At 66.0% G+C, this 20,624-nt stretch carries 15 protein-coding genes; 7 read left to right on the top strand and 8 right to left on the bottom strand.

Annotated features, from left to right (window positions below):
• Positions 1–204 precede the first annotated feature (204 nt).
• From tal to BDW41_RS13645, 4 genes are all read right to left on the bottom strand, one after another.
• Complete coding sequence (gene tal / locus BDW41_RS13660) at positions 205–1,158, bottom strand: transaldolase (RefSeq protein WP_074548860.1); 954 nt, start codon at positions 1,156–1,158, stop codon at positions 205–207.
• A gap of 36 nt (positions 1,159–1,194) precedes the next feature.
• Positions 1,195–2,499, bottom strand: a complete 1,305-nt coding sequence (locus BDW41_RS13655; protein ID WP_074548858.1) for an NAD(P)/FAD-dependent oxidoreductase — start codon at positions 2,497–2,499, stop codon at positions 1,195–1,197.
• 58 nt (positions 2,500–2,557) lie between these two features.
• On the bottom strand, positions 2,558–4,726 hold the full coding sequence (locus BDW41_RS13650) for a primosomal protein N' (RefSeq protein ID WP_074548856.1): 2,169 nt from the start codon (positions 4,724–4,726) through the stop codon (positions 2,558–2,560).
• A gap of 475 nt (positions 4,727–5,201) precedes the next feature.
• Positions 5,202–6,320, bottom strand: a complete 1,119-nt coding sequence (locus BDW41_RS13645) for a DUF3667 domain-containing protein (RefSeq protein WP_074548854.1) — start codon at positions 6,318–6,320, stop codon at positions 5,202–5,204.
• A 138-nt stretch (positions 6,321–6,458) separates the two neighbouring features.
• On the opposite strand from BDW41_RS13645, the gene BDW41_RS13640 reads away from it, so the two are divergent.
• Both BDW41_RS13640 and sppA read left to right on the top strand, forming a co-directional pair.
• The gene (locus BDW41_RS13640) at positions 6,459–7,826 is read left to right on the top strand and encodes an MATE family efflux transporter (RefSeq protein WP_074548852.1); all 1,368 of its coding nucleotides are present in this window, start codon (positions 6,459–6,461) and stop codon (positions 7,824–7,826) included.
• A gap of 120 nt (positions 7,827–7,946) precedes the next feature.
• The gene (sppA, locus tag BDW41_RS13635; protein ID WP_074548850.1) at positions 7,947–9,809 is read left to right on the top strand and encodes a signal peptide peptidase SppA; all 1,863 of its coding nucleotides are present in this window, start codon (positions 7,947–7,949) and stop codon (positions 9,807–9,809) included.
• A gap of 63 nt (positions 9,810–9,872) precedes the next feature.
• Here the strand turns inward: sppA and BDW41_RS13630 are convergent, their stop codons facing one another.
• Complete coding sequence (locus tag BDW41_RS13630) at positions 9,873–10,694, bottom strand: ATP-binding cassette domain-containing protein (protein ID WP_074548973.1); 822 nt, start codon at positions 10,692–10,694, stop codon at positions 9,873–9,875.
• 47 nt (positions 10,695–10,741) lie between these two features.
• Entirely contained in the window at positions 10,742–10,960 is a 219-nt protein-coding gene (locus BDW41_RS13625) for a hypothetical protein (protein ID WP_074548849.1), read from the bottom strand.
• Between the two features lie 83 nt (positions 10,961–11,043).
• Here BDW41_RS13625 and BDW41_RS13620 point away from each other — a divergent pair, with 83 nt between their 5' ends.
• Entirely contained in the window at positions 11,044–11,826 is a 783-nt protein-coding gene (locus tag BDW41_RS13620) for an SDR family oxidoreductase (RefSeq protein ID WP_074548847.1), read from the top strand.
• A 367-nt stretch (positions 11,827–12,193) separates the two neighbouring features.
• A complete protein-coding gene (locus BDW41_RS23035) occupies positions 12,194–12,619 on the top strand; it encodes a hypothetical protein (protein ID WP_146217349.1) in 426 nt (141 codons plus the stop codon).
• Here the strand turns inward: BDW41_RS23035 and BDW41_RS13615 are convergent.
• Together BDW41_RS13615 and BDW41_RS13610 are read right to left on the bottom strand one after the other, a co-directional pair.
• Positions 12,552–13,184: a DUF4124 domain-containing protein gene (locus tag BDW41_RS13615; RefSeq protein ID WP_074548845.1), complete on the bottom strand. Its 633-nt coding sequence runs from the start codon at positions 13,182–13,184 to the stop codon at positions 12,552–12,554. The genes BDW41_RS23035 and BDW41_RS13615 overlap by 68 nt on opposite strands.
• 25 nt (positions 13,185–13,209) lie before the next feature.
• Complete coding sequence (locus BDW41_RS13610; RefSeq protein ID WP_074548843.1) at positions 13,210–14,154, bottom strand: DegV family protein; 945 nt, start codon at positions 14,152–14,154, stop codon at positions 13,210–13,212.
• Between the two features lie 427 nt (positions 14,155–14,581).
• On the opposite strand from BDW41_RS13610, the gene BDW41_RS13605 reads away from it, so the two are divergent.
• The 3 genes from BDW41_RS13605 (at position 14,582) to BDW41_RS13595 (ending at position 20,613) form a co-directional block, all read left to right on the top strand.
• Positions 14,582–15,373, top strand: coding sequence for an AMP nucleosidase (locus tag BDW41_RS13605; protein WP_074548841.1), 792 nt, complete (start codon positions 14,582–14,584; stop codon positions 15,371–15,373).
• A gap of 352 nt (positions 15,374–15,725) precedes the next feature.
• On the top strand, positions 15,726–18,716 hold the full coding sequence (locus BDW41_RS13600) for a TonB-dependent receptor (RefSeq protein ID WP_074548839.1): 2,991 nt from the start codon (positions 15,726–15,728) through the stop codon (positions 18,714–18,716).
• 70 nt (positions 18,717–18,786) lie between these two features.
• Complete coding sequence (locus tag BDW41_RS13595; RefSeq protein ID WP_074548837.1) at positions 18,787–20,613, top strand: tetratricopeptide repeat-containing sulfotransferase family protein; 1,827 nt, start codon at positions 18,787–18,789, stop codon at positions 20,611–20,613.
• Positions 20,614–20,624: the final 11 nt, after the last annotated feature.

Here is a 20,624-nt window from a genome sequence, read left to right as displayed (position 1 = left end):
GGGAGAGGGTTGGGGTGAGGGGGCGGGTGCTCGCCCCACCGTGTCCTGCGTTAGCCATCCTTCGAGGCAGAGCCAGTGACGTCACTGGATCCCAGCTTTCGCTGGGATGACGGCTCTTATGAAGCGGTGAGGCAAGAGTGACCCCTCACCCCAACCCTCTCCCCAGCGGGGAGAGGGAGCAAGAGCAGCGGCCCCATGCGGCCCTTACAGCTTTTCCGTCAGCAGCTTTTCCAGCTTGCGCTGATCCGCCGCGAACTTGCGGATGCCATCGGCGAGTTTGTCCGTGGCCATCGCGTCTTCATTGTGGCCCCAGCGGAACTGGGCTTCGGTGATCGGCGTGGGCCTGGCCTTGGTGGCGCCGGTGTCGTTGAGTGCGCGCGGCAGCGGCGAGGTGTCGTGGTCGAGCTTTTCCAGCAGGTCGGGGCTGATGGTCAGGCGGTCGCAGCCGGCGAGGGCCTGGATCTGGCCGATGTTGCGGAAGCTGGCGCCCATCACCACGGTCGGGAAACCGTGCTCCTTGTACCAGCCGTAGATGCGGCGCACCGACTTCACGCCCGGGTCTTCTTCCGGCGCATAGCTCTTGGTGTCGGTGTTGGCGACGTACCAGTCCATGATGCGGCCGACGAACGGCGAGATCAGGAATACGCCGGCTTCGGCGCAGGCCACCGCCTGTTCGAACGAGAACAGCAGGGTGAGGTTGCAGTTGATGCCGCGCTTCTCCAGCTGCTCGGCGGCGCGGATGCCTTCCCAGGTGGAGGCCAGCTTGATCAGGATGCGGTCGCGCGGCACGCCGGCGTCGGCGTAGAGCTGCACCAGGCGCTCGGCCTTGGCGATGGAGGCGTCCACGTCGAAGGACAGGCGCGCGTCCACTTCGGTGGACACGCGGCCCGGCACCAGTTCCACGATCTTGCGGCCCACGGCCACGGCGAGGTGGTCGCTGGCGTCCACCAGCTGCTGCTCGCGCGAGTTGCTCTTGCCCTTGGCCCACGCCACGGATTCCTCGATGACCGGCGCGAACTTGGGGTTCTCGATGGCCTTGAGCAGCAGCGACGGGTTGGTGGTGGCGTCCACCGGGCGCCAGCGGGCGATGGCTTCGATATCGCCGGTATCGGCGACGACGGTGGTGTACTGGCGCAGCTGTTCGAGTTGGGAAGACACGGCGTTGTCCGGCTTGGAAAACCCTGATTCTCCACCCTAAGCGTCCTTGGGCAAAGACGTTTGTGCATCGGCGCGGTCGTCGATGCCGGTGACGATGCGGGCGTGGCGCTGGTAGGTCCAGTAGGCCCAGGCCCAGTCCAGCATTACCACGAGACGGTTGCGGAAGCCGATCAGGAAGGCGATGTGGGCGATCAGCCACACCCACCAAGCCAGGATGCCGGACAGTTTCAGACGTCCAAATTGCGCCACGGCGGCCATGCGGCCGATGGTGGCGAGCGCGCCATCGTCGCGATAGGCAAAGGGCTTTACGCTTTTCTCGCCGCGCCAGCGTGCCTTGAGCACGGTGGCGACGTAGCGTCCCATCTGCTTGGCGGCGGGCGCGACGCCAGGCACGGGCTTGCCGTTGACCTGGGTGACGGCGGCGAGATCGCCGATGACGAAGACGTCCGGGTGGCCGGGCAGGCTGAGGTCAGGCTCCACCAGCACGCGGCCTGCGCGATCCACCGGCGCGCCGAGCTTGCGGCCCAGCGGCGAGGCCGCCACGCCGGCCGCCCACAGCACGGTGCGCGCGGCGTAGGGCGTGCCGTCCAGCATCACGCCATCCCCGTCGATGGCGGTGACGGAGGTGGCAAGGCGCACCTGCACACCGAGTTTCTCCAGCTGGCGCCGCGCCTTGTCCGAGAGATCCTCGTCGAAGGCGGGCAGCAGTCGCGGGCCGGCCTCCACCAGCAGCACGTTGGCGCGGCGCGGGTCGGCGCGGCGGAATTCGCGCGGCAAGGTGTGGCGCGCGATTTCGGCCACGGTACCGGCCAGCTCCACGCCGGTGGCGCCGCCGCCGACGATGACGAAGTTGAGCCATGCCTGGCGCAGCGCCGGATCCTCCTCGCGCTCGGCGCGCTCGAAGGCGACGAGCACGCGACGGCGGATGGCGAACGCGTCCTCCAGCGTCTTCAGGCCCGGCGCGTGGCGTTCCCATTCGTCGTGGCCGAAATAGGCGTGCGTGGCGCCGGTGGCGATGACGAGTGCGTCGTAGGGCACGTCGCCGCGCGCGAGCGTCACCCGCTTGCGATCGAGATCGACCTCGCGCGCGTCGTCCATCAGCACGGTGACGTTGGCTTGTTTCCTCAGGATCTGGCGCAGCGGCGCGGCGATGGACGGCGCGGACAATCCCGCGGTCGCCACCTGGTAGAGCAGTGGCTGGAAAAGATGATGGTTGCGCCGGTCGACCAGCGTGATGCGGGCGCGGGTGTCAGCCAGCTCGCGCGCCACGGCGAGGCCGCCGAAGCCGCCGCCGAGTATGACCACGCGAGGACGGGTGTCGGGTGATGCGTTGCCTTCCATGTGATGCCTCTTGTGAAGTGAAGAGAATCATTGAAGGTTTCGCCGCGTCGTCCCGTGCTCAGTAGAGATCGATGGGATCGACGTCGAGCGACCAGCGCACGCGACGCGCCGAAGGCAGCGTCGACAGCGTGGGGTACCAAGGCCTGAGCGCGCCATGCAGCGCGCCGCGTGTTTCCGCTTCGATCAGCAACTGCCCGCGATGACGGCCGGCGCGCAGCGGCATGGGCGCGGGCATGGGACCGGCCAGTTGCAGCGGTGCGCCGCTGAGCGCGTTCGCGGCGTCGCCCAGGAAGGCGTCGACGTGTTCGCGCTGGTGCGCATCAGCGCGCAGCAGCACCTGATGGCCGAAGGGCGGCAGCTGCACGCTGCGGCGTTCCTCCAGCAGCGTGGCGGCGGCCGCGGCATAGCCTTGCGCGAGCAACTGGCGCAGCAGCGGATGTTCGGGATGATGCGTCTGCAGCAGCACGCGGCCGGGTTTCTTCGCGCGCCCCGCGCGCCCGGCTACTTGCACCACCAGTTGCGCGAGTCGCTCGCTCGCGCGGAAGTCCACGCTGTGCAGGCCTTCATCGACGCCGACGATGGCGACCAGGGTGAGGTTGGGCAGGTCGTGTCCCTTCGCCAGCATCTGCGTGCCCACCAGGATGGCGGGGCGGTCCTCGTGCAGGCCTTCCAGCAGTTGCTCGAAAGCGTCGCGCCGGCGCGTGGTTTCGCGGTCGATGCGCATCACGGGAACATCGGGGAAATGCGCGGCCAGCGCTTCTTCCAGCCGCTCGGTGCCCTGGCCCTGCGGCTTGAGCTCGGGCGAGAAACACGACGGACACTGCCCCGGCATGCGCGTGGTGTAGTCGCAGTGGTGGCAGATCAGTGCGCGCCGGCCGGCGTGCAAGGTCATCGGATGTTCGCAGCGCGGGCATTCGGCATGCCAGCCGCAGCTGTAGCAGAGCAGCACCGGCGCGTAGCCGCGGCGGTTGCGGAACACCAGCGCCTGTTCGCCGCGCGCCACGGTGTCGCTCACCGCGGCGAGCAGGGCGGGCGAAAGGCCGTGTTCCAGGCGTTGCGCGCGCATGTCCACGATCTGCACCTGCGGCGCACGGATCGCGCCCGGTCGCGCTCGCAGGTGCAGGGTGCGGTAGCGGCCCGCCTGCACGTTGGCCAGCGATTCCAGCGAGGGCGTGGCCGAGCCGAGCACCACCGGCACGTCGAGCGCGCGCCCGCGCAGGATAGCGAGGTCGCGCGCGTGGTAGCGGAAGCCTTCCTGCTGCTTGTAGGCGCTGTCGTGTTCCTCGTCCACCACGATCAGGCCGGCGTTCGGCAGCGGCGTGAAGATGGCCGAGCGCGTGCCCAGGATCACCTTGGCTTCGCCGGAACGCGCGCGCAGCCAGGCGCGCGCGCGGTCGCCCTCGGCGAGGTTGGAATGCAGCACCTGCACGGCGACGCCCAGGCGGTCGCGCAGGCGGCGCACGGTCTGCGGGGCCAGGCCGATTTCCGGCACCAGCAGCAGGGCCTGCTTGCCTTGCGCGATGACCTGCTCGATCAGGGCGAGGTAGACCTCGGTCTTGCCGCTGCCGGTGACGCCATCGAGCAGGAAGGGCTGGAAGCCGCCCAGCGCTTGCCCGATGACCTCCACGGCTTGCCGCTGCTCGTCGCTCAGCGAAGGGGCGGCCGTCACAGGCGCCGGCCCGGCGGCGTCGGCGCGGGTGCGTTCGATCAGGCCGGCCTCGCTGAGCCGACGCGCGGCGTCGCGCCAGCCGGGCAGCATCTCGTGCAGCAGTTCGGCGGTCTGCGGGCCGCGCGCCAGCACTTCGAGCAGGGCACGGCTGCCGCCGCGCCGACTGCCGGCGTCGAGCGCGCTGCGGCCGGCGGCTGTCAGCGCCCAGGCTTCTTCGTGCAGGTCGGGGAGCGGGCGGTCTTCGCGCAGGGCCAGGGGCAGGGCGTTGGCGTAGGCCTCGCCGGGAGCGCCCAGCCAGTAATCGGCGGCGCGGGCGAGGGTGGCCATGAGTTCGGCGTCGAGCAGGGGGCCGTCGTCCAGTACGCGCAACACCCGCTTGAGGCGGGCGTTACCGACCGCCGATTCCACCCCCGCCTCGACCACCACGCCCACCGCCTTGCCCTTGCCGAACGGCACCAGCACCCGGCTGCCCGCGACCGCCTCGCCGGTGGCCGGCGGCAGGTAATCGAACAGGGTTGGCAGGGGCACCGGCAGGGCGACGCGAAGGACGGCGGGCATGAAGACCTCTTGGCGAATCAGTGTAACCGGGCCGATGCACCGGGCGGAATTCCAGCCGGGTGAAATGCGTAAATCCGCGGATGGGCCGCCGCGCCTTGCCTTGCGTACTTTTGCTCCCCTGTCATCTAGAAAGGGCAGCTAAGTGACTAACGGCAGGGGGCTTTTCACGTTATCCACAGGTGCTGTGGATAACTCTGTGGATGGGCCGTTGAAGGAGGCCCCTGGGGCGCATGAAAACGCCCTTCCCTACGCCCTGTTCAAGTTTTAGCCACCTGAAAAACATCATTAAATACAGGTGCTTGAGTTTTTTGCTCGGCTGGGGTTCATGCAATTGCCATCGGCACGGGACTTGCCTTGACAGCCGTGTGACGCTGTGCAAAACCCCGCCCCGAGGCGCTTTCACAGCTTGCCGAAATTGCGTAGTTCCCCGGTTTGTGTGTGATTTATGTCACAGAATCTGCCGGGTTGGCCGGGCTTAGTTGGTCATGCCCAGTACCGCCGCGAATGCGAGGGCGAAGCAGGCCATGATGGTGTAGCACCAGCCGACGAACAGGTACTTCACGATGGTCATGAACCAGCCCTGCCGGTAGACCCGCTTCTGCATCAGCAGCAGGTAGACCAGCGACCATAACCACAGCGCCCACAGCAACAGGCGCAATGGCGTGCCCACCCAGGCGGCATGAGGCGTCAGCCAGACCTGCAGCGCGTACAGCAGCACGCCCAGCAACAGGCACAGGAACAGGAAGGCGTGGCTGTGCAGCGCCACGATCAGGTGCTCCATGTAGAGCCGGCGCTTGAACAGGTAGGTGAACTTCAGCAGCAGGGCGAACAGCGGCATCAGCACGAACATGGTCTGCGGCAGCGCGTGGAATGCCGAAGCCATCACGCGCTCCTCGGCCTCCGCCGCCTGCTCGCCGCCGCCCTGCATCTGGCGGATGTTGGACACGGCCCGCGCCTGGGAGCGTTCGAGGCTGTGGTTGATGGCCGCCGGCAGCCAGGGAATGTCGATGGGCGTCGTATGGGCGGTCATGTCATCCACGACGACATTGGGCAGGGGCGCGGCATGCAGCTCGGCCAGGCGGTGGTTGGCGTGGTCGCGCTCGATGTTGACCAGCCGGTTGAAGTGCTTCGCCTTCTGGTCGGTTTGCCCCTTGGATTTCTCGATGTCCTGGCGCATCTGCTCGAAGTGCGCGCGCACGGCCTCCGGCGTCGTGTCCTTGGCGAACTCGCCGGTGCCGGCGCTGGCCTCGACGCTGAACTTCAACAGATCGGCCCCGCCCACCACCAGGTGGGATACGAAGAAGGCCAGCAGCGCCAGCACGAACATCAGTCGGAACGGCGCCACGTAGCGCTGGCGGCGGCCGGCGAAGTATTCCAGCGTGAGAAAGCCGGGCTTGAGGAACAGCGGCGGCAAGGTGTGGATCACGCGGCCGTCCACGTGCAGCACCATGTCCAGCGTGTCTTCCACCATGTGGTGCATGGGACGCAGCACGGTGTGGATGGACTGTCCGCAGTCGTGGCAGAACTCGCCCTGCATCGGCGTGCTGCAGTTGGCGCAATGCACGCCTTCGAACGAGACGATGTCCTTCTTCATGCCCTCTCCCCCGGGATGATCAGCCGGCGATCTTGGCACAAGAGGATGTCGGAGACAGCTGTCGTGGTGTCTTGCCGTAGCGCGCTGTCGGAGGAGTACGAGAGCGGTGCGCTAGAATGGCGGACCAGGAGTGCTTCTATGCTGTCTTTCCGCCCCGATCGCGCCAGGGTGGCGCGCGAGGTCGGCGCCACGGTGCGCCTAGCCCTTCCCCTGATCGCCGCGCAGCTTGCCGCGGTGGGTCCGAACTTTGTCGATGCCGTGCTCGCGGGGCATCTGAGCGCGCACGTGCAGGCGGCCGTGACCACGGCGGTCAGCATCTGGGCGCTGGCACTGGTCAGCGGCCTGGGCATGATGATGGCGGTGCCGCCGTCGATCGCCCAGCTGGACGGCGCGGGCCGCCGCCACGAAGCGGGCGCGGTGTTCGTGCAGGCGCTGTGGCTGGCCTGGGGCATGGGCATCGTGCTGTGGTTCCTGGTACGCCATGCCACGCCCCTGCTCGACTGGATCGGCGTGGTGCCCACCTTGCGCACCGACGTCATGCACTTCCTGCACGCCATCAGCTGGGCCGCGCCGGCCATGACCAGCTACTTCGCCATCCGCGGCCTGTCCGAAGGCCTGTCGATGACGCGCCCGTCGATGTATTTCAGTTTCGGCGGCCTGCTGGTGCTGGCACCGCTGGGCTATGTGCTGATGTACGGCAAGCTCGGCCTGCCGGCGCTGGGCTCGCTGGGCAGCGGCATCGCCACGGCCACGGTGCTGTGGCTGGAGATGCTGGCCTTCCTGTGGTTCGTGATCAAACACCCGGCCTATCGCGACGCCAACCTGCGCGGCGGCCTGGCCTGGCCCAAGCCGGCGATGATGCTGGAACTGATGAAGATCGGCGGCCCGATGGCCGTCACCCTGCTGGCCGAAGGTGGCCTGTTTGTGGCCGTCGCGCTGGCCATCGCGACGCTGGGCGAGACGGTGGTGGCGAGCCATCAGGTGGCGCTGAGCGTGGCGACCATCGCCTTCATGGTGCCGCTGGGCCTGTCGATGGCGATCACCGTGCGCGTGGGCAACGCGGTCGGCCGCGGCGATGCGCAGGGCGTGCGCTACGCCGGCCTGTGCGGCGTCGGGCTGGCGCTGTGCATCCAGACCGTCTCCTCGACCGTGATGCTGACCCTGCCGCACGTGCTGGCGCGCGCGTACACGCACGATGCCGGGGTGATCGCGCTGGCGGCGCAGCTGATGGTGCTGGCGGGGCTGTTTCAGTTCTCCGACGGCATCCAGGTCACCTCCAACGGCGCGCTGCGCGGCCTCAAGGACACCCGCGTGCCGATGGTGATCACCCTGTTCGCCTACTGGGGTGTGGGCATGCCGGTGGGCTGGTGGCTGGCGTTCCGCCACGACATGGGCGCGCGCGGCATGTGGATCGGCCTGATCGCCGGCCTGACCATGGCGGCCATCCTGCTGTTCACGCGCTTCTGCCGCAACGCCTTCCACGAGCGCTGGCAGCGGCCGGGCTGAGCCCAGGCTTCCAGCGCCTGCGAAAACGAGCGGCCATGCCGAAGGCCATGCGTCGTTCGCACCACATGACCTTCGCCGCGCGAACAGCTACGCTGTTCCGGACATCTTGAGGAACCTCGCATGGCGGCGCCCCGTACCACCGGCTTTTGGGCCTTTCTCTGCGTTCTTGGACGCGGCATCAATATCGTCAGGCTGACCATCCTCAACCTGATCTTCTTCGCCTTCCTATTCGTGTTCCTGCTGGTGCTGCTGGTCGGTTTCGCCGGCGCGCGCTCCGAGCACGCCATCCAGAGCGACAGCGTGCTGGTCATCAAGCCCAAGGGCGACCTGGTGGAGCAGTACAGCATCGATCCGATGCAGCGCGCCCTGGCCAGCCTGTCGGGCAACCCGCCAAAGCAGATCCAGCTGCGCGACCTGGTGGGCTCCATCGACGCGGCCGCGAAGGACGCGCGCATCACGCGCATCCTGCTCGAGCCCGGCGAGCTGCAGGGCGGCGGCTTTGCCGCGTTGCGCGAGGTGGGCGCGGCGCTCGACCGCTTCCGCGCCGCCGGCAAGCCGGTCATCGTGTGGGCGCCGAGCCTGGACCAGGGCCAGTACTACCTGGCGGCGCATGCCGACCGCGTGCTGGTGGATCCGCAGGGCGGGGTGATGATCACCGGCCTGGCCAACTACCGCCTGTTCTACAAGGACCTGCTCGACAAGCTGGGCGTGGACGTGCACCTGTTCCGTGTCGGCCAGTTCAAGAGCGCCGCCGAGCCGTACATCCTCGACCACGCTTCGCCCGAAGCGAAGGAAGCCGACAGCTTCTGGATGGGTGGGCTGTGGGACAGCTACATCAACGAGGTGGCCAAGCTGCGCAAGATGGATCCGGCCACGCTGCGCTCGGACATCGACACGCTGCCGGAGAAGATCGCCACCGCCAAGGGTGACCTGGGCCAGCTCTCGCTGGAGCAGCACCTGGTCGACGGCGTGGCCACGCCGGCCGAAGTGATCGCCATGATGCGCAAGGAAGGCGTGCCCGCCGGCAAGAAGGGCGAGGGCTTCCGTCAGGTGTCGCTGGCGCAGTACGCCGGCACGCTGTCGGAGGACGCCACGCAGACGCCGGGCGTTTCCGTAGTGGTGGCCGAAGGCGAAATCACCGGCGGCAAGCAGCCGCAGGGCACGGTGGGCGGCGACTCCACCGCCGCGCTGATCCGCGCCGCGCGCGAAGACAAGCGCACCAAGGCGCTGGTGCTGCGCGTGAACTCGCCGGGCGGCGAGGTGTATGCCGCCGAGCAGATCCGCCGCGAAGTGGCGCTGACCCGCGAGGCCGGCATTCCGGTCGTGGTGTCCATGGGCAACGTGGCGGCCAGCGGTGGCTACTGGATCTCGATGAACGCCGATCGCATCTACGCCGAACCCAACACCATCACCGGTTCCATCGGCATCTTCGGCATGGTCATGACCGTGCCGGGCACGCTGGACAAGCTGGGCGTGAAGAGCGACGGCGTGGGCACCAGCCCGCTGGCCGGCGCGTTCGACATCACGCGTCCGCTCGACCCGAAGGTCGGCACGGTGATCCAGGCGACCATCGAGAAGGGTTACCGCGATTTCGTCGGCCAGGTGGCCAAGGCGCGCGGCAAGCCCTACGACGCCGTCGACGCCATCGCGCAGGGTCGCGTGTGGACGGGACAGCAGGCACTCGATCGCGGCCTTGTCGACCAGCTCGGCGGCATCGGCGAAGCCATCGCCGACGCAACGCAGCGCGCGAAGCTGGGCAAGGGCGCGCCGGTGCGTTACGTGGAAGAGCCGATGGGCGGCTTCGCGCAGTTCCTGGTCAGCCTGAACAACGATGCGATGGTGCAGATGGCGCAGGCCTATGGCGTGCAGCTGCCGTCGTGGGTGGCCCACATTGACACGATCGCGCCGGAGCTGAAGCTGTTGCGTACGGCGCAGTCGGGTCGTCCCAACGTCTACGCCTACTGCTTCTGCTCGCCGCGCTGACGCTCGTCGCGACATGCATGAAAAAGCCCCGGTATTCGCCGGGGCTTTTTCTTTGGGCGCGGCCTATGCAATCGCCGCGTTGTAGTAGTCGCCGTGGCGCTCCACGCAGACGGGCATGCCGAAGGTGTCGGAAAGCAGGGCGCTGGTGAGCACCTCGTGCTTGGGGCCTTGCCGCAGCAGCTGTCCGTCACGCAGCAGCACCACCTGCTGGACTTCGGGGAGAATCTCCTCCACGTGATGCGTCACCAGCAGCAGCGTAGTGCCGTGGCGCGCGAGCCCGCGCAGGTTTTCCAGGAAGCGCCGGCGGCTGGCCATGTCCAGGCCCGCACAGGGTTCGTCGAGCAAGAGCGCCCGCGGACGATGCACCAGGGCCCGCGCAATGAGCACGCGACGCGCTTCGCCGGTGGACAGGCTGGCCATGGTGCGCCCGAGAAGATGCGTGGCGCCGGCCTGTTCCAGGGCCTCGTCCGCGCGTTCGCGCATGGCGTGTGTGACGTGATGGTTCAGGCCCAAACGCTGCGCGGCGAAGAAACTCGACAGCACCGCCTCGGACACCTCGAGCGACGCATCGCTGGTGCAGTCGTGCTGCAGGGAGGGCGAAACGATGCCCAGCAGCCCGCGCAGGTCGGACACGTGCCAGCGGTCGCGGCCGAACACCTTCATCGAGGCGCGCCCGTCCTGGCGCGCCAGCGGGTAGAGCTCGCGCGTGATCAGGCGCACCAGGGTGGATTTCCCCGCGCCATTCGCACCGAGAATGGCAGTGTGCTCGCCAGCGCCGATGCGCAGGCTGAAACGATCGAGAATCAGCCGGTCGCCGCGCATCACGCTGGCTTCGTTAATGTCCAGCAGCGGTGCGTTGGCAAGTTCGTCGTGATGGGCGTTCATGCCGGACACGATGCACGTCCAGACGTCCATTTGCCAAGTGCCGCGTTTTACTGCTGTGCGGCGTCGATCTGCTCCTGCTGCTTCTTCGCCTGCTCGTCCACGGTCTTCTGCACGTTGGCGGCGCGTTGTTCGTCCTTCTTCATGTCGTCCCATGGCGTGGCCACGCGCGCGGTGCTGGCAGAGGCCGGCGCGGATTCGGGCGCGGGCGGCTTGCCGGAACAGGCGGTAAGGGCAAGCAGGCCAAGCAAGGGAAGCAGGCGTTTCATCGAGGGCCTCGCCGTAGTCAGGACGGCTGCATGGTAGCCGCCCGCGCTTGGCGCAGAACGTGGACAGGCTCTAAGCTCGGCGCATGAATGCACGCATCGACGCCTGGCAGCTGCAAGGACACACCGCCCTGATCACCGGTGCGAGCAAGGGCATCGGCTATGCCACCGCCCGCGAACTGGCCGGCCTTGGCGCCAACCTGCTGCTGGTGGCGCGCGATGCCGATTACCTGGAACAGGTGCGCGTGGAGTTGCTGGACGATTTCCCCGGCATCGAGGTGTTGGCCTTCGGCGCGGATTTGAGCGAGCAGGAAGAACGCCTCGCCGTGTTCGATTGGGTGGCCGACCTTGGCGCGCCGCTGTCGTTGCTGGTGAACAATGCCGGCGGCAACCGCCCAGCGCCGACGCTGGCCTATCGTGAGGACGAGTATCGGGCCATCTTCGAGCAGAACCTGTTCTCGGCCTTCGAGATGTGTCGCCTGGCGCACCCGCAGCTGGTACAGCACGCCAACGCGGCCATCGTGAACGTGGGCTCCGTGTCGGGCGTGACGCACGTGCGCACGGGCTCGCCCTATGGCATGACCAAGGCAGCCTTGCATCAGCTCACCCGCAACCTGGCCGCGGAATGGGCGGCCGATGGCATCCGCGTCAACGCGGTGGCGCCCTGGTACATCCGCACCCAGCGTTCGGAGCCCGCGCTCGCCAACGACGAGTACCTCGACGAGGTGCTCGACCGCACGCCGCTGCGTCGCATCGGAGAGCCGGAGGAAGTGGCCGCCGCCATCGCCTTCCTCTGCCTGCCGGCGGCGAGCTACGTCACCGGCCAGGTGCTGGCGGTGGATGGCGGCTTCCTCAACTACGGATTCTGAGCTTCGGCGGTCGGTAGGCAGCGCCTGTGCGCGACGTTTTCCACAGCGAATGTGGATGTCCCCATGACAAGCCTGTGGATAGGTAACGCAAGTGCGCGCCACCGCGAAAGTTTCAGCATCCTGCGCAAAAAAGCGGCAGCGCCGGGCGGTTGTCCACAAGGAATGTGGATGGCCCTTTGGCAAGTCTGTGGATAGATGACGCAAGTACGCGTGCTGCCGACAGTTTCAGCATTCTGCGCATCTTTTCGGCAGCGTCGGCGCGCGGATTTCCACAGCCTGTGTGGATGGGCTAGGGGCAAGCCTGTGGACAGATAACGCAAGTGCGCGCCGGTGTGGGATTTTCATCAGCTTGCGCATTTTTTGCACCATGCGTCGCGTGCTGTTTTCCACAGCGAATGTGGATGATGGCGGGGCAAGCCTGTGGACAGGTGATGCAAGTGCGTGCCGGCACGAGGGTTTCATCATCGTGCGCACTTTCGCGACACGCATGGGTGCGCTGTTTTCCACAGCAAATGTGGACGAGCGCTGGGCAAGCCTGTGGACAGGTGATGCAAGTGCGCGCCAGCGCGAAGTTTTCATCATCGTGCGCACTTTTGCATCACGCCTGGACGCGATGTTTTCCACAGCGTTTGGGGAAACCCTGGTGGCAAGCCTGTGGAAAACCCGCGATCGGCGTTGCGTGGCGCGCACTTGCATGACATTGCGCAAGATATGCGCAGCGCGCTTCAGCAGTTGCGCAGTTGTGCGCGCAATTGCTGCTCGCGCTGTTCCAGTGGCGGTTGGTCGCTCTTGAAGGCGCGCCGGAGCTTTTCCTCGTTGTCGTCATACGCGTCGCGCAGCGAACGGCAGGTTTCCGCCCGCGTCAGTTCGCGGCACTGGTCCTGCACCCAGACGTAGTAGTTGGCGACAAGCCCGGGCGTCACCCGGCCGTGGTTGAGTTCCGGCGCCGATGCGCCGGCAGCGCCTGGGCCGCCGTACACCTTGGAAAGCGGCAGTGAGCCGGCGCCCAGGATGCCAAAGGGCACCTGGTAAGGCTGGGGATCGCCTTGCTCGCTGGTGTAGGTCTTGCCATCGGTGGCGCGCACGCAGGCGTACAAGGTCGGCAAGGGCGATGCGGGCGGCGCCGGTGCTGGCGGAGGCGGAGTGAATGCGGCCGCGGCCGTGCTGGCGGTGTCGGGTGCTGCCGGCGTATAGGGCTGAGAGTCGTCCAGCTGCAGCACCTGCTGGCGCTGCTGGGCGCCGCACGGCTTGTCCTGGAAGGACAGCTTGCCGCTGGCATCGGTGCACTGGTACGCCGTGCCCGCCACCGTGGGCAGGCTCAGCAGGAGCAGCATGGCGAGAAAGCACTGGCGGATCATGCCAAGCCTTCCTATAGGTCGGGGCTCAGAACTCGGCGACGTGTTCTTCGGCGGCGAAGCCGAGCGTCACCGCGCCTTCGCCCACGTTGACCATGCCGGTGATGCTCATGGGAGCCTCCATCAGCGCCACGCCGCTTTCGTCGCATGCCGTGCGTAGCCCCGCATAGCCCGGGAGCTTGGCCAGTTCGGCCAGATCGCCGCCGTAGCTCACGCAGACGGCCGGCACCAGCAGGCCGGCGCGCACGCGTTGCGCCGCGTAGTTGAACAGCGTTTCCGCGCCGTGCTCGAAGCCGCGCACCTTGCCCACCGGGCCGGTCTCGCCGCGATAGCCGCGCAGCAGCGGCTTGATGTCCAGCGCCGAGCCGAGCATGGCGCTGACCAGGCCCACGCTGCGGTCGCCCTTTTTCTTGGCGCGGGCCCGCAGGTAGTACAGGTCGCGGGGCAGCATGTAGCCGTACGAGTTGTTGGCGATGTAGGTGAGCCGTTCGCGGATGGCGGCGGGTTGCTCGCCCGCCTCGATCAGGCGCACGGCTTCGACAATGGCCGGCCCGGACCCCGCGAACAGCGTGCGCGTATCGATGACGCGCATCAGGAAGGGGCCGGACTGGTTGTTCTTCTCGCGCACCTCGCGGTAGTGCTTGAGCACCGCAAAGCTCGCCTTGACCACGTGGTCGTTGATGGCGCTGCGCGTGGCCGTGATGGTGAGGCAGAACACGCAGTCCTGCTCCAGCACCAGCTTGTCCAGGAACAGCTGCTGCACTTCCTCGACGGAGCAGGGAATGGTCTCGGCCGAATGGCTGCGGTTGCCGAGGTTCCGGTCCAGGAAGCGATGCAGCTCGACCTGGTTGCGGTTGTCCATGAAGACTTCGTCATCGATGCGGATGGTGATGGGCATCACCGCGATGTTGTGTTCTTGCAGGAACGCCTGCGGCAAATCGCAGGCCGCATCGATGGCCAGGCCCATCCGCATGTTGAAGACTCCCCAGTGATCTAGCGCGGTCAACATAGCACGCACCCCGGCACGTGCCGACCCTGACCCTTGGGGCATGAAGCTACGGGCTTTTTCGGTGCCGGGCCGATCCGCGGGGCGGGCGGCCGTGGCGAGCGGGCTGGCCGTCGACGGTGCAGCCGGGCGGCCATTGGTTGCTTGTGCAACCAAGCAGCTCGCAAATGGCAGTCCATATAATATGTGCGGGCGGGTTGGACTGGCGGGGTGCCCGACGTGGAGCCCGCTTGGCGCCGTGGATAGCGGCGACGCAAGGTGAATCCGGCGCGCAAAGGCGCAGAACACGCCTTTCACCCGCTATCATGGGTGCACTTATCTGGCATCGTGCCGGCGTGGCGTCGCCGGTAACGCGCAGCGGCGTCGTTCGCTGCGCCGACCTCATGGGGTCTCAATGAAGGACAAGCAGGAGATCGTCTCCAACTGGCTGCCGCGCTATACCGGCACGCCTGTGGAGCAGTTCGGCCAGCATATTCTGCTGACCAATTTCGGGCATTACGTGGACCTCTTCGCCGAGTGGCACGGGGTGGAAGTGCAGGGGCGGGACCGTCCCATGCCCAACGCCACCGCCGACGGCATCACCCTCATCAACTTCGGCATGGGCAGCCCCAACGCGGCCACCGTGATGGATCTGCTCAGCGCCATCCGTCCCAAGGCCGCCCTGTTCCTGGGCAAGTGCGGCGGACTCAAGAAGAAGAACGCCATCGGCGACCTGGTGTTGCCCATCGCCGCCATCCGCGGGGAAGGCACCTCTAACGACTACCTGCCGCCCGAGGTTCCGGCGCTGCCGGCTTTCCAGCTCCAGCGCGGCGTATCCACCATGATCCGCGACCTCGGCTACGACTACTGGACAGGGACCGTGTACACCACCAACCGCCGGGTGTGGGAGCACGACGACACCTTCAAGGAATACCTGCGGCGCACCCGCTGCATGGCGATCGACATGGAAACCGCCACCATCTTCGCGGCGGGCTTCGCCAACAAGATCCCGTGCGGCGCGCTGCTGCTGGTTTCCGACCAGCCCATGATCCCCGAGGGCGTTAAGACGGAATTAAGCGACAAGAGCGTGACAGCGCAATTTGTTGAACGCCACATACGCATTGGTATTGAAGCGTTGAAATTGGTGCGACGCAGGGGGCGCAGCGTCAAACACCTGCGTTTCGAGGACGACGGCGGCGCCGACTGAATCCCACGGAAATCAGTGGTCTGGCGCAGCACCGGATGCCACGTCAGGCCGCTTTCACCGTGGCTTCACCGCAATGCAACGAAGGTCGGAGCTCCGCAAGGGACGCGGGCGTATCAGAGGGGTTCCAATTCCGAACAGGTTCATTCGCAAATAAGTGCGATAACTGTCGCGACATAGCAATTTCTTGCCGTATAGATTTTATTGACTATCTGTAAGTAAAGCGTGATAAATGCCCAGCGCTGTGGATACCTTCAAGGGGTCTGCACCTGAAATGTTTGGGTGAATCGGGCGCGGGTTTGAGGCGGGGAAATCTTTCAAACCCAGTCAATATAAATAACGGGAGGGTGTTCTCATGAAGTTCGGGGAAAATAAACTGTGCACGTCCGTGCGCCTGGCTCTGTCGCTGGGCATGCTCGCCGCGAGCGCCTACGGCAGTGCCGCTTTCGCGCAGGACGCGCAGTCGCAGACCAATACGCCGGCACCGGCCGACCAGACCAAGAGCAAGACGCTCGAAACGGTCACCGTGACCGGTTCGCTGATCCGCCGCGTGGACGTCGAGACGGCCAGCCCGGTCGTGACCATTGACCGCGCCGCCATCCAGGCCACCGGCAAGCTGACCCTGGGCGACCTGGTCCAGCAGCTGCCCGCCATGACCGGCGGTGCCGTCAACCCGCAGGTCAACAACGGTGGTGGCACGGGCGGTTCGTCCATCAACCTGCGCGGCCTGGGTTCCAAGCGCACGCTGATCCTGATCGACGGCCAGCGCCTGCTCAGCAAGGATCCGAACGCCATCCCGGCCGATGCCATCGAGCGCATCGAAGTGCTGCCGACCGGTGCGTCGGCCACCTACGGTTCGGACGCCATCGGCGGCGTGGTGAACTTCATCACCCGCAAGAACTACCAGGGTGCCACCTTCACCGCGAACGTCGGCGAGTCCGACCGCAACGACGGTGACCAGAGCGGCTACACCTTCACGTTCGGCCAGACGTCCGATAAGGGCAGCTTGATGGCCGGCATCAGCTACAACAAGCAGGATGGCGTGCTGTCGGCCAACCGCGCCTTCTCCAAGAATGCGTTGACGCTGTCCGGTTCGCAGGTCTACATCGGTGGTTCGACCGCGACGCCGGTGGGCCGTATTCAGGTCGACTCGGCAACCGCTGCGGCGGGCGGCCTCAATTGCACTACCCCTGGCCAGGTCAACCGCGTCGCGCTGAATGCCGGTGGTAACCCGACGGCCTTCAACTCGGCCAATTACCACTGCTTTAACCCGGCCACCGACAAGTACAACTACGCGTCGGTCAACCTGATCATGACCCCGCAGGAACGCACGGGTGGCTTCCTCAATGGTGACTATCACCTGGGTGACCACGTCACGGCCTACGTGAACGCGGTCTATGAGAAGACCTCCGCCAACTTCCAGCTGGCTCCGGCCGTGTATGGCACGACCAACACCGGAGCCTCGGTCGATCCGGGCAACGCGTTCAACGTTTTCAACCCGGGCGGCGGCTATGGCAATGGCACGAACAACAGCCTTGCCTTCACCCAGCGTCTGACCTCCAACGGTGTGCGTGAAGCGTTCACCGGCCGTACCGACGCCCAGATCAACACGGGCTTCAAGGGCGACTTCACTGTTTGGGACAAGAACTGGAACTGGGACGTCGGCTTCAACTACGGTCATCAGAGCGTGACCACCACCACTGCCGGCCTAGTCGATCAGACCAAGCTGTACACCGGTGCTTCCACGCTCAATCCCGACGGTACCGCCACCTGCGCGCCGAGCGCAGGCGTCAGCCAGGCAGCCTGCCAGTTCAACCCGTTCGAGCCCAACTCGACCGCGGCCAGCATCGCGGCCATCAAGGCGGCTAGCGTCACTGCTCCGTCCAACAGCTACGTCATCCAGCGTACGTGGCACGCCGGCCTTAGCGGCGAACTGTTCAGCTTGCCGGCGGGCGCCGTGCAGCTTGCGCTGGGCGTTGAAGATCGCAAGGACTACCAGCACACCGTTCCGGCTCCGCAGCTGACCATCGACCCGACCACCGGTAGCTGTACGCTGGGCAGCCAGTGCTTGAGCGCGGTGCAGGGTGGTTACACCACCAAGGATGTGTACGCCGAAGCGTTCATTCCGGTGCTTGCCGGCCTGCCGGGTGTGCAGTCGCTGAACCTGACCATCGGTGATCGCTACTCGAAGATCGGCAGCTTCGGTAGCACGAACAACTTCAAGTTCGCGCTGGAGTGGAAGCCGATCGACGACCTGTTGCTCCGCGGCACCATGGAAGACGTGTTCCGCGCTCCCAGCCTGAGCGAGCTGTACGTCTCGGGTTCTGACGCTCCGCTGATCCATACCGATCCCTGTAACGGTTACACCGGTGCTCCCGCAGGTTCGCCGCTGGCCCTGGCCTGTAAGAACGTCCCGACCGACGGTTCCTTCGTGAACCAGCTGACCTTGCCGGGTGCTTCGCAGGGCGGCGCTGTCGTTCAGGGTGCGCGCGTGGCGGGTTTCAACGTCAGGCCGGAGCATGGCAAGTCGTATGACTTCGGCCTGGTGTACAGCCCGTCCTACGTGCCGGGCCTGTCGACCACGATCGACTTCTGGCGCGTTAATATCAACAACACTATCACCCAGGTTGGCCTGCAGAGCCTGCTGAACCTCTGTGCCCAGGGTTCGACGGTGTACTGCCAGTACATCCAGCGTGATCCCAGCACGGGTACGAATGCTGGCCAGCTGCTGCAGTCCACGGTGGAGCCGGTGGGTAACATCGGTGCCCTGAGCACCTCGGGCATCGACTGGTCGGCGAACTACAAGCTGCCGCAGTTCTCGTTCGGCCAGATCAACATCGGCGTCAACGCGACCTACCTGAAGTACTATAACCAGAGCACCGGTTCGGCGGCTGAGGGTGGCATCACCTACAAGGATGCCGGTCATCTGCTGGCCTATGGTTCGTCGGCCGCAGCGGCCTGCCCGGACAACGTGGGCGTCTGCTTGTTCCCGCGCTGGCGTGCACAGGGCTTCGTGGATTGGCAGGGCGGCGGCTGGAGCGCCCAGTGGCGCATGCGCTACATCGGTCGCTTCCAGAACGGCGCTGCCGAAGGCTCGCCGCTGGACAGCGCGCCGAACGGCAATCCGGGCTCGATCCTCAAGTACGGTGCGACGGTCTACAACGACGTGTCGGTCGGCTACAACCTGGCCATGATCAACACCCGTCTGGACTTCGGCGTGAACAACCTGTTCGACAAGCAGCCGCCCATGCTGTATGCGAACAACACGCTCAACGCCAACACCGACCCGAGCGACTTCGACCTGATGGGCCGCTACTACTGGGCTCGCGTCACGGTCAAGTTCTAAGTCGTTGATATAAGCGTTAACCTTGAGGGCCGCGTGGATGTCCACGCGGCCCTTCTTTATGTGTGAAGCCATGGTTGCCGACGAACTTCCCTTGATTGGAGCCGCCATCAACAGCGGTCATCCTGAGCGTGCCGAACAACTGAGTCGCGCTGCCCTGGCGCGGCATCCGGGTCAGGCCGACCTGACGTTGATGCTCGCCATCAGCCTGCACATGCAGCGTCGCGTGAACGAGGCGCTGCCGCTCTATGCCGAACTGGCGCAGGGCTCGGACAGCAGCCTGGCCTGGAACAACTATGGAACCGCCCTGCAGGAAACCGGCAACAAGGGAGAAGCTGCCAAGGCCTTTGCGAGAGCGGTGGACCTGGATCCGTCGAACATCACGCCCAAGAGCCAGCTCGGTCTGCTCCTGATCGAGATGCGCGATTACCTGACGGCACGCCAACTTCTGCTTGACGTCGTCGCGGCCATGCCCGATTCCCTCGCGGCACGCGTCGATGCAGCGCGTGCCTGTTGCCATTGCCAGGATGTGGAGGGCGCGGCAGATCTGCTGCGTCGCTGGCGCCAATGGGTGCCGTTCAATGACGACGACCTGCAGTTGTCGCTGGCCCAGGTGCTGACGCTCAAGAACGACATCCCTGACGCTGTCGAGGTGCTGGAGGATCTCTTGGCGCGATGGCCCGGCCAGTTCGATGTGCGCTTGTTGCTGGCCAGCCACTACGAGCGCCTCAATCGACTCGCCGATGCCGAAGCTGTGCTCGTACCGGTGTTGCGTGCCGGGTCCGGCGCATCGGATGTGCAGGTCAAGGAGGCACGCCATGTGATGGCGACGCTGGCCTTGCGCACGGGCAACGCTGCTGCGGCCCGTGATCTTCTGGAGCGCACGGGGCCAGAGTCCGACACAAGTTATAACCACTACTTCCAGCTCGCCGCTACGTACGACAAGCTGGGCGAGACGACCAAGGCGATGGAGGCGCTGCAGGTGGCGCATCGCCTGGAAGCCGCCGATCGAAACTTCGATTCGCCCGAATTCTTCGTGCCCGGCGCCCCTGCCATGCCCGTCGATGCGCCACGCGTCACCGCCGAGCAATATGCGCGCTGGCCCACGCTGATCGCCCCGGAGATGCGCGATTCGCCGATCTTCGTGGTGGGTTTTCCCCGTTCGGGCACGACCTTATTGGAGCAGGTGCTCGATGCGCATCCGGGCCTGCAGTCGATGGACGAGAATCCGTTCTTCAACCGGCTGGCCGGGATTCTCGGCAATCACGACCGTCGCATCCTTGACGATCTGAGCGTGTTGCGTCAGTTCGATACCGACGAGCTGCGCAAGCGTTATCACGCGATGGTGGACGAGCGCATCCGGCGCAATTGGGATGCGCGGCTGGTCGACAAGAATCCGTTGAACATGCACTGGCTGCCGATGATGCACCGACTGTTCCCGGAGGCGAAGTTCATCCTTGCCGTGCGCCATCCTTGCGATGTGCTGTTGAGCTGTTATATGCACAGCTTCCGTTCCAGCGCGCTGGCGGCGGCGTGCAGCAATCTCGAGCGTCTCGCTCACGCCTATGTGGAAACCATGCAATGCTGGCTGGACGAGGTCGAGATACTGCGTCCGTCGGTGATGGTGTCCCGCTACGAGGACCTGGTCGACGACTTTCCGCAGCAGGTGTCGCGTATCGCGGATTTCCTTGAACTTGAAGACACATCGGCCATGCTCGGCTTCGACGAGCATGCGCGGCGCAAGACGTATATCGCGACGCCGAGCTACTCGCAGGTCATCGAGCCAGTCAATCGCAAGGCGGTCGGTCGCTGGCAAAAGTATCGCGAGCACTTCGAACCACTGCTGCCGATCCTCGAGCCCATGCTTCGCCACTGGGGCTACGACGCTACCTCGGGCTGAGGCTCGGAACG

Origin of the sequence: Dyella sp. AtDHG13 (assembly GCF_003201105.1) — a bacterium.
Lineage (GTDB): Bacteria > Pseudomonadota > Gammaproteobacteria > Xanthomonadales > Rhodanobacteraceae > Dyella > Dyella jiangningensis_B.
This window is presented reverse-complemented; position numbering and strand designations above follow the sequence as displayed.

Bases quoted from the DNA above. Each gene is read 5' to 3' on its own strand.
- BDW41_RS13655 (WP_074548858.1), bottom strand. From the start codon at position 2,499: ATGGAAGGCAACGCATCACCCGACACCCGTCCTCGCGTGGTCATACTC.
- BDW41_RS13650 (WP_074548856.1), bottom strand. From the start codon at position 4,726: ATGCCCGCCGTCCTTCGCGTCGCCCTGCCGGTGCCCCTGCCAACCCTG.
- BDW41_RS13645 (WP_074548854.1), bottom strand. From the start codon at position 6,320: ATGAAGAAGGACATCGTCTCGTTCGAAGGCGTGCATTGCGCCAACTGC.
- BDW41_RS13640 (WP_074548852.1), top strand. From the start codon at position 6,459: ATGCTGTCTTTCCGCCCCGATCGCGCCAGGGTGGCGCGCGAGGTCGGC.
- sppA (WP_074548850.1), top strand. From the start codon at position 7,947: ATGGCGGCGCCCCGTACCACCGGCTTTTGGGCCTTTCTCTGCGTTCTT.
- BDW41_RS13630 (WP_074548973.1), bottom strand. From the start codon at position 10,694: ATGAACGCCCATCACGACGAACTTGCCAACGCACCGCTGCTGGACATT.
- BDW41_RS13625 (WP_074548849.1), bottom strand. From the start codon at position 10,960: ATGAAACGCCTGCTTCCCTTGCTTGGCCTGCTTGCCCTTACCGCCTGT.
- BDW41_RS13620 (WP_074548847.1), top strand. From the start codon at position 11,044: ATGAATGCACGCATCGACGCCTGGCAGCTGCAAGGACACACCGCCCTG.
- BDW41_RS23035 (WP_146217349.1), top strand. From the start codon at position 12,194: ATGCGTCGCGTGCTGTTTTCCACAGCGAATGTGGATGATGGCGGGGCA.
- BDW41_RS13615 (WP_074548845.1), bottom strand. From the start codon at position 13,184: ATGATCCGCCAGTGCTTTCTCGCCATGCTGCTCCTGCTGAGCCTGCCC.
- BDW41_RS13610 (WP_074548843.1), bottom strand. From the start codon at position 14,154: ATGCGGATGGGCCTGGCCATCGATGCGGCCTGCGATTTGCCGCAGGCG.
- BDW41_RS13605 (WP_074548841.1), top strand. From the start codon at position 14,582: ATGAAGGACAAGCAGGAGATCGTCTCCAACTGGCTGCCGCGCTATACC.
- BDW41_RS13600 (WP_074548839.1), top strand. From the start codon at position 15,726: ATGAAGTTCGGGGAAAATAAACTGTGCACGTCCGTGCGCCTGGCTCTG.
- BDW41_RS13595 (WP_074548837.1), top strand. From the start codon at position 18,787: ATGGTTGCCGACGAACTTCCCTTGATTGGAGCCGCCATCAACAGCGGT.